At 55.5% G+C, this 12,761-nt stretch carries 10 protein-coding genes; 3 read left to right on the plus strand and 7 right to left on the minus strand.

All coding sequences use genetic code 11. From position 1 onward, the window contains the following. The first annotated feature begins 220 nt into the window (after positions 1–220). Both KUE00_RS03045 and flk read left to right on the plus strand, forming a co-directional pair. Positions 221–1,129, plus strand: a complete 909-nt coding sequence (locus KUE00_RS03045) for a DMT family transporter (RefSeq protein ID WP_246758006.1) — start codon at positions 221–223, stop codon at positions 1,127–1,129. 107 nt (positions 1,130–1,236) lie between these two features. Further along, a complete protein-coding gene (gene flk / locus KUE00_RS03050; protein ID WP_246758007.1) occupies positions 1,237–2,271 on the plus strand; it encodes a flagella biosynthesis regulator Flk in 1,035 nt (344 codons plus the stop codon). Positions 2,272–2,273: 2 nt separating this feature from the next. Here the strand turns inward: flk and KUE00_RS03055 are convergent, their stop codons facing one another. Further along, entirely contained in the window at positions 2,274–2,720 is a 447-nt protein-coding gene (locus KUE00_RS03055) for a rhodanese-like domain-containing protein (protein ID WP_246758008.1), read from the minus strand. Between the two features lie 90 nt (positions 2,721–2,810). Here KUE00_RS03055 and pdxR point away from each other — a divergent pair, with 90 nt between their 5' ends. After that, positions 2,811–4,241 carry a MocR-like pyridoxine biosynthesis transcription factor PdxR gene (gene pdxR / locus KUE00_RS03060; protein ID WP_246758009.1) on the plus strand — a complete coding sequence of 477 codons (1,431 nt, stop codon included), beginning with the start codon at positions 2,811–2,813 and terminating at the stop codon, positions 4,239–4,241. An 8-nt stretch (positions 4,242–4,249) separates the two neighbouring features. Here the strand turns inward: pdxR and KUE00_RS03065 are convergent, their stop codons facing one another. The 6 genes from KUE00_RS03065 to fabB form a co-directional block, all read right to left on the minus strand. Continuing rightward, on the minus strand, positions 4,250–5,545 hold the full coding sequence (locus tag KUE00_RS03065) for a maltoporin (protein WP_281434442.1): 1,296 nt from the start codon (positions 5,543–5,545) through the stop codon (positions 4,250–4,252). A 29-nt stretch (positions 5,546–5,574) separates the two neighbouring features. Next, complete coding sequence (gene treC / locus KUE00_RS03070; protein WP_246758010.1) at positions 5,575–7,233, minus strand: alpha,alpha-phosphotrehalase; 1,659 nt, start codon at positions 7,231–7,233, stop codon at positions 5,575–5,577. A 14-nt stretch (positions 7,234–7,247) separates the two neighbouring features. Then, positions 7,248–8,663 (minus strand): PTS trehalose transporter subunit IIBC, encoded by a 1,416-nt coding sequence (gene treB, locus KUE00_RS03075; RefSeq protein ID WP_246758011.1) that lies wholly within the window; start codon positions 8,661–8,663, stop codon positions 7,248–7,250. A gap of 250 nt (positions 8,664–8,913) precedes the next feature. After that, a complete protein-coding gene (treR, locus tag KUE00_RS03080) occupies positions 8,914–9,861 on the minus strand; it encodes a trehalose operon repressor TreR (RefSeq protein ID WP_246758012.1) in 948 nt (315 codons plus the stop codon). Positions 9,862–9,976: 115 nt separating this feature from the next. Further along, the gene (locus KUE00_RS03085) at positions 9,977–11,152 is read right to left on the minus strand and encodes an MFS transporter (RefSeq protein ID WP_246758013.1); all 1,176 of its coding nucleotides are present in this window, start codon (positions 11,150–11,152) and stop codon (positions 9,977–9,979) included. 328 nt (positions 11,153–11,480) lie between these two features. Next, positions 11,481–12,701 carry a beta-ketoacyl-ACP synthase I gene (fabB, locus tag KUE00_RS03090; RefSeq protein WP_246758014.1) on the minus strand — a complete coding sequence of 407 codons (1,221 nt, stop codon included), beginning with the start codon at positions 12,699–12,701 and terminating at the stop codon, positions 11,481–11,483. Positions 12,702–12,761 lie beyond the last annotated feature (60 nt).

Consider the following 12,761-nt stretch of genomic DNA (forward strand, 5'->3'; position numbering starts at 1 on the left):
CATTAATTTCCCGTCTCATCAGCATGAGTATCTTGACGTAACAAAAAATACACAAACGACAATTGGGAATGAACTGGCAACTTTTTTTCACCGAACGGGCTGGATGCAGAAAAATGGCGGCGGATGCTGCGGTGACTGTGGCAGTAATGTGATAATCGTTGTTAATTTGTAGCAGGACAAAGGTACACTCTCCTGCCTGATTATTGATTTGAGCATAAGAATGAATTTCCTTTATCCGCTGATGGCGGTGTTGATCTGGTCGTTCAACGCTATCGTCAGCAAAATTTCCGCTGGCGCTATCGATCCGGCCGCTATCTCTTTCTATCGCTGGTTAATTGCGCTGCTTGCACTGACGCCTTTTGTGCTGCCTGCCGTGTGGCGTAATCGGCGTCCGATCGGGCCACATCTCTGGCAATTATTGACGCTCGGCCTGCTTGGCATGGTGCTTTATCAGAGCCTGGCCTACTACGCCGCGCACAGCGTGAGCGCGCTGTCGATGGGTATTCTGGTTTCGCTGATCCCGCTACTGACCGTGCTAATCAGTATCGTGCTGTTAAAAGTTGCGCCGACGGTGGGCATTCTGATCGGCAGCGTGCTGTCGTTCAGCGGTCTGGTGTGGCTGATTAGCCAGGGCAATCCTGCGCAGCTGTTAACGCAGGGCATGGGTACTGGCGAACTGATGCTGTTTGCCGCCTCCACTTCTTATGCGCTGTATGGCGTGCTGACCCGCCGCTGGGCAATTCCACTGCCGAACTGGCAAAGTCTTTACGTGCAGATTGTGTTTGGCGTCCTGCTATTGCTGCCCGGTTTCCTGCTGGCAAAAGACGTTTCGCTAAACGCGCATAACCTGCCGCTGGTGCTGTTTGCCGCTATTCCGGCTTCAATTATCTCGCCTTTTTTGTGGATCCAGGGCGTGATGCGAATGGGTGCCAGCACCGCATCGATCTTTATGAATCTGACGCCCGTTTTTACCGCCGTTATCGCCGTACTGTTTCTGCATGAAAAGCTGCACAGCTACCATTTTATCGGCGGCGGCATTACTCTGTGCGGCGTGATTCTGGCTCAGCGGCTGCGTACGCCTTTACGCCTGAAAAAAACGGCCGGACGCCAGAAAATTGCTGAAAAATAATCGGCTCTGCGGCCCCTCGCCACTACCTATCGCAAAGCGGGATTGTTATCATAGCCAATCCCCTTTTTCCGGTGCGCCCCGGATAATTTTGAGTTAAGGATTTTGCCATGCAACCTCTTAGTGGCCCCGGTGCGCCATTACCTGGCGAACGTACGACGGTCGAAAACCGACCCGATACCAGCCGAACCGGCCCGGGAGACCAGCCGCTGACGCCCGCTCAGCGCACCACGCTGGAAAGGCTGATTGTCAAAATCATGTCCCTCAGCTCGTTGAAATCCCCGGAGCTGTGGGCTGGCCTGCGGCATGAGGTCGGCGTGAAAAATGACGCGGGACTGCTGTCGCGCCATTTCCCGGCGGCCGAGCAGTTTCTGAATACGCGTCTTTCCCAGGTGCAGAATACGCATGCGACCCGTCAGCTGTTTCAACAGCTGAGCGATCTGCTGCCTCAGGGTAATAATCGCCAGGCGGTCAGCGACTTTATTCGCCAGCAGTTTGGCCATACCGTGCTCAGCTCGTTGAATACCGACCAGCTGCGTCAGGTGCTGACGATGTTACAAAACGGACAGATGGCGATCCCGCAGCCGCAGCAGAATCGCGTTACCGACCGTTCGCTGCTGCCCGCAGAACACCATGCGCTTAATCAGCAGGTGGCGCGCCTGGCTGCCGTTACCGGCGAGCAGCCGGTTAAGCTGTGGACGTCGGCGCTGAAAGTGGTCAATCTGCACAGCGGCGATCCGATTCCTTCCCGCCTGTTCCCGCTGCTGACGCAATATTTACAGGTTAGCCAGACGCTCAGCCAGCAGCCTGCGCCCACGCTGCATTCACTGCTTGCCACGCTAAAGGTGCCATCCGATCATGCTGAGCAAAGCATGCTGGAAGATGCCAGCCAGCAGCGGTTCCAGCTGCCGCCGCAGGCCGTACTGACCGCGGCACAGGCGCAGGATTTGATGAATCTGCTGTTCTCACGCCGCGCCGAGCGTCTGAAAGAGCTGCCGCTGGCCGACAGCGAGATCAATCCTCAGCCCATCGTCGCGCCCATCAGCTATCTGCCAACGGCGCTACAGCCGCTGGTTAGCCGACCAGCCGTCACCGCTTTTATGGCGCTACTGCTGGTTATTTTCCTGCTGTGGGTTTTCCTCTGAGTTCAGCAGCCGCACGCCTGTAAGCTTTGCGGCGGCCACTCGCCTTTAGCGGTTCCCTGCGCGATCGGATGACGGTCGCGCAGCCAGAAATCCAGGCCGCCGATAAGCTCCTTAACGCGAAATCCTGCCGCCGCCAGCTTCCATGCGCCTTTGGTCGAACCGTTACAGCCGATGCCGTCACAATAGGTGATGTAAACCTTACTTTTATCCAGCGCTGCCAGCGTTTCAGCCGTCATAGTGGCGTGCGGAAAGCTTGCCGCGCCGGGAATATGGCCGGCCAGGTAATGTTCCGTTGAACGGGTATCGATAACAACGATAGCGGTAATGGCGTTAGCAAGATCCTGCGCTAAATCCCACGCGTCGGTATAGTAAGCCAGCTTCTCGCGTAGCCAGGCTTCGCTTTGCACGGCTGACGGCGGTGGAAATTGTAAAACAGCGGAAACGGTCATCGGGGTAGCTCCTTTGCTTAATGTCCCCGCAATGATAAGGTCAATGGGTCTTAATAATAAGACCCATTTTAACCGAAGAGTAAGACCATTATGCCGCTGGCCCGCGCTTCTTTTATTCAGATATTTGCTTCGCAGCACGGCAGAACGCTACGGGAAAAACTGTGCGCCGCTCTGCGCCAGCTCATCACCAGCGGCACGCTGCCGCAGGGCGAACGACTTCCCTCCTCGCGCCTGCTGGCTGGCGATTTGTCATTGTCGAGAGTAACGGTAGAAGCAGCCTATGCGCAGCTGGAAAGCGAAGGCTATCTGTTTCGTCAAACCGGCAAAGGGACTTTTGTTGCCGTTGGGCTGCCAGAGATGCAGCGCGTCAGAAAACCAGGCCGGACAGAAAAACCCGCGTTTTCCGCACGGGGAGCGCGCATTGTAGCGACCGGCGGCTGTAGCGATCCTCTTTTCCCTCAGGCTTTCGCCGCCGGTTCGCCGGATCTGCGTGCTTTTCCTCACGATATCTGGCGACGGCTGACCGTACAGCGTTTGCGCCACGAGCCGGAAAAAATGATGGGCTATGGTAGCCCGCAAGGGTTGCCGGAACTGCGTCAGGCGGTGGCCCGTTATCTCCACTTGTCGCGCGGCGTGCGCTGTAAAGCGGAGCAGGTCATCATTCTGACCAGTTCTCAGCAGGCGTTACAGATGCTGGCAATGCTGCTGTGCGATCCGGGCGAGCAGATCTGGCTGGAAGAGCCGGGCTATAGTGGCGCTCATCATGCTTTTGTCAGCGCGGGTGCCGCAGTCAGTACGGTGGCGCTGGACGATCAGGGTGCCAGAATTCCCGAGCGGCCAGCGGCCAAACTGGTCTACCTGACGCCTTCCCATCAGTATCCAACGGGCGTGGCGATGAGCCTGGCGCGTCGTCTGCAATGGCTGCATTTCGCCCGTACGCAAAATGCCTGGCTGATTGAAGATGACTACGACAGCGAATTTTATTACGACAGCCAGCCTGCGCCCGCCATGCAAGGGCTGGATAGCGCCGGACGCGTGCTCTATCTGGGCACGTTTTCCAAAACGCTGTTCCCTTCCCTGCGGCTGGCTTATCTGGTTGTCCCTTCCGCCCTGGTCAGTCCTTTTTGCCGCCTGCGCAGCGTCATGGACGGGCATAGCGCACAGCTTCTACAGGCAGTGACGGCAGATTTTATCAATAACGGTCACTTTCAGGCGCATTTACGGCTGATGCGTAAGCTGTATGCCAGCCGCCGCGATCTGCTTCTGACGCAGCTTTCAGCGAGGCTGGACGATAAGCTCAAGCCGCTGAGCCACCAGCACGGTTTACAGTTAACGGTTACGCTGCCGGATGGCGGAGAAGAGAGATTAACGCGCCAGGCTTTGCAGACGGGTTTGCTGCTGCCGCGGCTGTCGCCGTTATATCAGGGAACGGCGCGCCAGGAAGGCTGGCTGCTGGGATTCTCCGCCCTGCAGCGAGCGGAGATTATTAGCGCGGTCGACAAGCTTGCGCGCCTGTTTTAGTTACCGGTTTACCACATCACTTCCATCTGCGCGCCAAAGCTGACTTCATCGCTGTTTCCGCGGCTGAACGTATGCAGGCCGGTATCGCTGTAAGCCGTGCCGGAACTGAAGCCGTCGTCGCTTGCCGTGGCATAGCCCCATTTTTCATGCCATTTAGCCCAGCTAGCAAACAAACGCAGCGCCGGACGCGACCAGACGCTGTCACCCGCCTGCCACTGCTGCGCCAGCGTCACTTTATACTGGCTGTTGCGCTCGCGGGTGCGCTGCGATTTGACGTTATCGTAACCGGCTTCCAGCACGGTACTCATAATCGGCGTCCACTTATACATTGGACTTATACCCGCGCTGTACCATTCGGTGCCGTTGTTATTGTCACGATCGATATTCTGGTACATCGCCACATACATCATTCCCCAGCGATTGTTGAAATCAATCGAACCGTGGTCGAGCATGCGGATCATCCGCCCATTGTTATCAACCGATGCGCCTTCGTTGCGACCGTTTCCCAGCGAGGTCATTGAATCCGTCGCATACTGCGCCACAAACTTATTGTTTCCTCCTGCTAAATCCTGCGTATGGATGGCCGTCAGCATCCAGCCTGCCCGACTGGCATCGTCCGCCAGTCGGTAGCCCTCCTGCACGTTGGCGCGGCCATAATCGAACCCCAGCTCTACGCTGCCGCCGGAATTGGTTTGCAGGCCAGCAAGGCGCACGTCGAAAACATCATTGACGGTTGGACGCTCATCCTGCTGAGTATCAATATAACCCTGCGAACCGCCCGATTCGCTGTTGCGGGTGACCGCCAGTGAAAGCTTGCCAAAACCCAGATCGACATTTTCCAGCCCGGCTCCCGGCCCGGAAATATCCCAGTAAAAGAAGTCGGTCATGAATACATCGTGGCGCTGATAGAAACGCTTACCGGCCCAAATCGTCGAGCCGGGCAGCGCGTCGATCAGATTGACGCCCGTAATGTTCACTTCGCGAAAACCCGGCGATACCGCTTCAAAATCGGCGCGCTGAGAAACGGCATAGGCCAGTGTAGTGTCGAAATAGAAGCTTTTATTGCCCTCCTTCCATGCCTCCTGGCCCAGTTTTAATTCCGCGTAGGTTTCGCATTCGTTGCCCAGTCGATATTTGGTTTGCGCGCCGGTGGCCTTAAAGCATTGCTGTTCGCCGCCGCTGCCGGTCCAGCCGATACCGGAACGGGCATAGCCGTGAAAATCCACCGCCGTTGCCGGTAAGGACATTGCGGCGGTAATCAGTGCGGCGAGAAGCGTTTTTCCTGCAAGTGTCTTGTCTTTCATCATATTATTCCCTTAATTGATAGAACGCGTTATTCCTGTAGCCACCATATCGCCTCAAAGGGCCGCAGAATGCAGGGCTGCGGCTGATGGGGCGCGTCGTCATAGTTACTGATCACCCTGCGCCAGCCGGCGACGGCAATATCAGTGTTTTGCCAGTGAAGCGGCTCGCGGCGCAAATTGGCCACTACCAGAAGCCGCTGTCCGTTCCAGCATCGCAGGTAGCTCCACAGCGCCGGATGCAGCGGCGCAAGATCGTTATAATCGCCAGACGTCAGCAGCGGGAGCTGTTTGCGCAGGGCGATAAGCTGGCGATAGGTATGAAAAACTGAATCAGGATCGGCAACCGCGTCTTCCACATTTACCGTTAAGTAGTTTTGCGCGCAGCTCAGCCAGGGCTGGCCGGTAGTGAAGCCTGCGTTAGCTTCTGCGCTCCACTGCATCGGCGTACGGCTGTTATCACGTGATTTGCTGGCCAGTACGGAGAGTAAATCGGCTTCGCTGCGGCCTTCGGCGCGCAGTTCGGCATACATAGTCAGGCTTTCGACATCACGGTACTGCCCGATATGGCTGAAGCCCGGATTAGTCATCCCAATCTCTTCACCCTGATAGATATAGGGCGTGCCCTGCATACCGTGCAGCACCATTGCCAGCATTTTTGCCGCAGGAACGCGTAACCTGCCGTCATCCCCGAAGCGAGAAACGATGCGCGGCTGATCGTGGTTGCACCAGAACAGCGCGTTCCAGGCCCGTCCATGCATACCGCGCTGCCAGTGGTTGAAAATGCGCTTAAGCTCAATAAAATCGGGCGCGGCCAGCGACCACTTGTCGCCGCCGGGATAGTCGACCTTCAGATGATGAAAATTAAAGGTCATGGAAAGCTCGCTGCCATCACTGGCCGCATATTGCTGACAGTTTGCCAGCGTGGTAGAGGACATTTCGCCTACCGTCATCAGTCCGAGCGGCTGAAACACCTCACGGCTCATTTCCCGCAGATAGTCGTGAATCAGCGAGCCATCGGTATAGAAGCACCGTCCATCGCCCTCCCTGTCTTCAGGCAGCGCCGGATGCTTGGCCACCAGGTTAATCACGTCCAGACGAAGTCCATCAACGCCTTTTGCCGCCCAAAACCGACAGATTTGCTTCAGTTCATCCCGTACCGGCGGATGTTCCCAGTTAAGATCGGCCTGCTCAACAGCATACAGATGCAGATAATATTGCCCGCTGGCCTGATGCCATTGCCAGGCTGAACCGCCAAATTTAGAACGCCAGCTGTTCGGCGGCTGGCCATCCTTACCGTCCCGCCAGATATAAAATGGCCGATATGGGCTATCCGCATCCTGTGCGGCCACAAACCAGGGATGCTGCGTCGAGGTGTGGTTGAACACCATATCCATCACGATACGAATATTGCGCCGGTGCGCTTCGGCTACCAGCCGCTCAAAATCCTCCATGGTGCCGTAAAGAGGATCGATAGCGCAGTAGTCGGCCACGTCATAACCGTTATCAACCTGCGGCGAAATATACACAGGCGTTAACCAGACGGCATCCACGCCCAGCAGATGCAAATAATCCAGTCGGGAAATAACGCCGTTTAAATCGCCGTAGCCGTTGCCGCTGCTGTCCTGAAAACTTTTTGGGTAAATTTGATAAATAACGCCGTTCTGCCACCAGGCAACTGTCTTACTCATAAATAATCCTTTAATTATGCCGGAATTTCGCCACGTCTGGCCTTATAGCGGTAAACCAACAGCGTTAATAATAGAGGGACAATAATTGCCACCAGCATCGCCGTCAGAAATACCAGCCAGAACTGAGGCTGAATAGATAAAATTCCCGGCAGGCCGCCGACGCCAATACTGTTAGCCAGCACGCCGTTTAATCCGCAAAGCAGTCCTGCGACAGAAGAGCCGATCATGGCGCATAACATGGGAAAGCGATATTTCAGGTTAATGCCGTACATGGCAGGTTCCGTTACGCCTAAATAAGCGGAAATAGCGGCAGGAACGGATATTTCTCTTTCGTTAACTTTACGGCTAATAATAATAATGCCAACCACGGCGGAAGCCTGGGCGATATTCGATAGCGCAATCAGCGGCCACAGCGGCGTGCCGCCCGAGCTGTTAATCATCTGCAAATCAATCGCCAGCGTGGTCTGGTGTATGCCGGTAATCACCAGCGGCGCATAAAGAAAACCAAACAGCGCAGCGCCAATCGGCGCAAAGCTGCCGGTCATTAACGCGGTGACGCCCCATGCCACGCCGTCGCCAATCAGCCTGCCAAAAGGCCCGATAAGCGCATGCGCAAGAAATACGCCCAGCAAAATGGTGAAAATCGGCACCACGACCAGCCAGAGATACTCCGGCACCCATTTTTTCAAGCGGAGCTCAATCCAGGCCAGCGCCATACCGGCCAGCACTGACGGGATCACCTGCGCCTGGTAGCCTACCTTTGCAATCACAAACCAGCCGAAATCCCAGAAAGCCGGCGTTTGCTGCCCGAGCAGATAGGAATTCATCAGCTGTGGTGAAACAAGGGTGATACCCAGAACCAGACCCAGCACTGGCGTACCGCCCATCTTTTTTACCGTTGACCAGCAAACGGCTACCGGCAAAAACATAAATATCGCTTCGCCCGGCAGCCACAGGAAGTCATAGATATTTTGCCAGGCTGGATGCTGCTGCGCCAGCGTCTGCCCGTTGGGAAAAGGCAGGTCGCCGATAATATTGCGGAAGCCTAAGATTAAACCGCCGCAGATTAACGCGGGTAACAGGGGGAAGAAAATTTCAGCGAGATGAGAAAGCGCTCGCTCATGTGCTTTCATATTCTGTCGCGCGGCCATTTTTAACTGTTCTTTATCCACCGAACCAGAACCGATTTTAGCCTGTAGCGCCTGATAATAACTTTCCACCTCTGTTCCGATTACAACCTGGAACTGGCCGGCATTGGTAAAACAGCCTTTAACCGCAGATAACGCTTCGATAGCTTTCGGTTGAGCAAGTTCGGGATCGGCAAGCACAAAACGTAATCGGGTAATACAGTGGCTGACGGCAGCAATATTTTCGCGACCGCCTACCAGTTCGATCAGGCGATCGATATCCTGCTCTTTTATATTTTTCATAAAAATCCCTTTATTAATTTATATTAATATGAAAATACCAGGAAAAATGAAAGCCCATTTAAATAACCTGAAGTCCTGATAATTTAATAATCCTTTAACTTTACACTCACACTATTTACCGCTCCGCGTCCGGAAAATAGCGCGTTTTTTTAGTTTCCCGAGTGTAACTATTAATATTCCCGCCAGGAAAGGGAACGTTCCCATTCTGAAGCAAAGATCACAAAACCCGTGGTTTTACCGGCAGGTGGATTCAGGAAATTTTGCAGGCAACAACAGCGTGCTGAATACCGGATTCGCCGTTTAGCTGAGCAAGCAGCTGTGTGGCCGCCAGTAGACCTGCTTCACCGTAGCCAAACTCTACCGACAGGGTCTCAGGGAATAAAAATTTAGCCAGCTGGGTATTACCGATAGCGCAAACCTGCACGTGACCGAACTGAGGCTGCTGCAAATATTTGTTAGCGCCCAGCGCAATGCTGTCTGAGGCACAGATAAGCGCGGTAGTTTCTGGCCCCAGAACGCTGGCGGCACGCTCAAAGCCGTACTGATATGTCAGCTCGCCCAGCTCGCTAAGCGGGCTGAGCTGCAGGCGCTGACAGCCAGCAAGATAAGCCTGATAGCGCGAGGCTCCGGTGGTGGCGTCGCGCTGATCAACGCCGAGATAGCTGATATGCCGATGCCCATGCTGATAAAGATGGTCCATCAGCAGGTTGACCGCGCCCCTATCGTCATAGCAGACCGAGGAAAAACCGGCGTACTGGCGCACCATAATCACCATTTTATCCTGCCACTTGCTGAACATTTCTGCGCTCAGCCCGCTGAAGCCAAACAGGATGACGCCATCCACATGACGCTGGGCCAGCATCTGTAACTGCCCTTGTACCAGTTGCGGATCGAACTGGCTTTCCATCACGATGGGATCGAAACCCTGCTGATAAAACAGCGGCAGCATTTCCCTGACCGCCTGATTTTCAGCCGGAGAGTCGAGGCGCGACACGATAATACCTATTACCTTGTCGCTTTGTTCACGCATGGCACGGGCCGATCTGGAGGGAGTAAAACTCTGCTGGCGAATTATCGCTTCAACTTTTTCACGCGTTTTCTGGCTGACGCCGCTTTCTGCATTGAGCACGCGTGAAACGGTAGATTTCCCTACGCCGCTCAGACGAGCAATATCCTTAATGGTCAGGCGATTATTCATACATCTGTTGAGAGTTAATAAGACAGGCTGCCAGACTAGCGTATTTAACGGCAATAATCAGCCGTGCGGAAAGGTCGGCCATTGCTACACAGCCGACCTGCTAGTAGCCCACAGGCTATTGCGTACGGGCGAAGTTAAGCGTGACGGCAATACCCAACGCCGCGCAGACAGCGCCAGCCAGATAGACGGAGCCGTAGCCCAGCGACGTTGCCAGAATGCCGGTTAGCGGGCCGCTGGCACCGTAGGCGATATCCTGAAAAGCCGAAAAGCCACCGAGCGCCGTGCCACGCACCTGTGGCGCAACCCGTTTGACCACTTCGACACCCAGCGCGGGAAAGACCAGCGAACAGCCGCAGCCGGTTAATGCCGCACCGGCCAGCGCCATCCCGCCGTTGGTCGCCAGGCCTAGCAGCAGTAAGCCGAGTGCCTCGATCGCCAGCGAAATCAGCGCCACGCGCACGCCGCCCAGCCGATCCGGCATCCAGCCAAACAGAATACGCATCAGGACAAAAGCCATGCCGAAGGCGGTCAGCGCGAAGCCCGCATTGCCCCAGTGCTGACTGGCAAAATAGAGCGTGGTAAAAGTGCCGATAACGGCAAAACCCGTTCCCTGAAGCGCGAGCGCAAAACCGGGTGAAAGTATCTGCCCCACCACTTTCCACAGTGAAGGCCGTTCGCCGTCGTGCGTCGGCACGGGTTTAACCCAAAAGTTAAACAGCAGCGCGAAAACAGGCAGCACCACCGTGGCAATGCCCATCGCCTCAAAACCCCAGCGGTTATGCAGCCACAGGCCAAGAGGCGCACCGACAGCCAGCGCGCCATAAATCGCCATGCCGTTCCACGACATCACCTGGCCCGAACGTTTTGGCCCGACCAGCCCCATTCCCCAGGTAAGATTGCCCGTCAACAGCTGGCTTTCGCCAAAGCCGAGCAGCAGTCGCCCCGCCACCAGCAGCGCAAACTTTGCCATCACCGGCACCGGTAATATCGCCGCCAGTACATAAGCGACGCCAACTAGCGTACAGGCTACCATCCCCTGTAGCACCGAGCGTTTCGCCCCGCGCTGGTCGGCCAGCCTGCCGGCATAGCCACGCGTCAGCAAGGTCGCGAAGAACTGGATGCCCACCGCGACGCCAACCATTACGTTATTCAGCCCCAGCTGCTGATGGACGAACAGCGGGATCACCGGCAACGCCAGGCCAGCGGTCAGATAAGTTAAGAAAACGGCAAAGGAGATCGAGGCCAGAGAGACGGTCGATCGAGAAGAACTTTCATGAGTAAGGGAAGACATTAATCCCGCTGCTCCTTAAAGATGAAGGGCGTGGCGTCAGACACACCCAAAAAGCTGCCGCTATAGCGACAGGCCGGGTGCGTTGATTTACGTTAAACGCTTACGCAACATCGTTAAGATATTGGGGAAAAGATAGCCGCAGCGTGACGAAAAACTTTCCGATTGTCAAGCAGTAAGGTGCGCAATAGCTCCAGACAGGCAGTATAACTGATTAAAACCGATGCACTATTTATGCAGGAAAACACTGTTTTTAGCGGAGTAAAAAGCGGAGAGATAAAAAAAGGATGCCCTTGCGGAGCATCCTTTTTTACAGCGTAAAGCCGAGCCGTTACAGCTTGCGCATCACCAGCGTGGCGTTGGTGCCGCCAAAGCCAAAGCTGTTAGACATTACGGTAGTCAGCTTCTGCTCGGTTGGTTTGGTCACGATGTTCAGACCTTCCGCCGCCGCGTCCAGCTCGTCAATGTTGATGCTTGGCGCGATAAAACCGTGCTCCAGCATCAGCAGCGAGTAGATAGCTTCCTGCACGCCCGCCGCACCCAGAGAGTGACCGGTCATGGCTTTGGTAGCGGACATCGCTGGCGTGTTGTCGCTGAATACTTCGCGGATCGCGCCCAGCTCTTTCACATCACCAACCGGCGTAGAGGTGCCGTGCGTGTTCAGGTAGTCGATTGGCGTATCCACACCCTGCATCGCCAGACGCATACAGCGCATTGCGCCTTCGCCTGATGGGGCAACCATGTCCGCGCCGTCAGAGGTTGCGCCATAGCCAACAACTTCCGCATAGATATGTGCACCGCGCGCCAGCGCGTGCTCCAGCTCTTCCACCACTACCATGCCGCCGCCGCCAGCGATGACGAAACCGTCGCGGCTGGTGTCGTAGGTGCGAGACGCTTTTTCTGGCGTTTCGTTATATTTGGTAGAGAGTGCGCCCATTGCATCGAACTCGCAGGACATTTCCCAGCACAGCTCTTCGCCGCCGCCCGCAAAAACTACGTCCTGTTTGCCCAGCTGGATCTGCTCAACGGCGTTGCCGATACAGTGTGCAGAAGTCGCACAGGCGGAGCTGATGGAGTAGTTTACGCCGTGAATTTTAAACGGGGTCGCGAGGCAGGCAGAAACGCCGGAAGCCATCGCCTTGGTCACCATATAAGGACCCACGCCGCGCAAACCTTTAGCACGCATGCCGTCAACGCTTGCCGCCTGGTTGTACGGCGAACCGCCGCCGGAACCGGCAACCAGACCCACACGCGGGTTGTTCTGGTACTGTTCAACGGTCAAACCGGAATCTTTTACCGCTTCCAGCATGGAAATATAGGCATAAATGGACGCATCGCTCATGAAACGCAGGGATTTACGGTCGATCAGACCGGCGATCTCGTCTTTAGAGAGCTTGACGTTGCCCCAGACGTGACTACGCATGCCGGAATCTTTCAGCTCCTGAGAGAAGGTAATGCCGGAACGGCCTTCACGCAGAGACGCAAGGACTTCCTGTTGGTTATTACCAATGCTGGAAACGATACCCAGGCCAGTAATCACTGCACGTTTCATTCAATACCTCGTTAACTACTTATATTAGGATTCGACACGCACTTTAGCGTACAGTTGTAA

This window comes from Erwinia phyllosphaerae (genome assembly GCF_019132875.1).
Lineage (GTDB): Bacteria > Pseudomonadota > Gammaproteobacteria > Enterobacterales > Enterobacteriaceae > Erwinia > Erwinia phyllosphaerae.

Bases quoted from the DNA above. Each gene is read 5' to 3' on its own strand.
- KUE00_RS03045 (WP_246758006.1), top strand. From the start codon at position 221: ATGAATTTCCTTTATCCGCTGATGGCGGTGTTGATCTGGTCGTTCAAC.
- flk (WP_246758007.1), top strand. From the start codon at position 1,237: ATGCAACCTCTTAGTGGCCCCGGTGCGCCATTACCTGGCGAACGTACG.
- KUE00_RS03055 (WP_246758008.1), bottom strand. From the start codon at position 2,720: ATGACCGTTTCCGCTGTTTTACAATTTCCACCGCCGTCAGCCGTGCAA.
- pdxR (WP_246758009.1), top strand. From the start codon at position 2,811: ATGCCGCTGGCCCGCGCTTCTTTTATTCAGATATTTGCTTCGCAGCAC.
- KUE00_RS03065 (WP_281434442.1), bottom strand. From the start codon at position 5,545: ATGAAAGACAAGACACTTGCAGGAAAAACGCTTCTCGCCGCACTGATT.
- treC (WP_246758010.1), bottom strand. From the start codon at position 7,233: ATGAGTAAGACAGTTGCCTGGTGGCAGAACGGCGTTATTTATCAAATT.
- treB (WP_246758011.1), bottom strand. From the start codon at position 8,663: ATGAAAAATATAAAAGAGCAGGATATCGATCGCCTGATCGAACTGGTA.
- treR (WP_246758012.1), bottom strand. From the start codon at position 9,861: ATGAATAATCGCCTGACCATTAAGGATATTGCTCGTCTGAGCGGCGTA.
- KUE00_RS03085 (WP_246758013.1), bottom strand. From the start codon at position 11,152: ATGTCTTCCCTTACTCATGAAAGTTCTTCTCGATCGACCGTCTCTCTG.
- fabB (WP_246758014.1), bottom strand. From the start codon at position 12,701: ATGAAACGTGCAGTGATTACTGGCCTGGGTATCGTTTCCAGCATTGGT.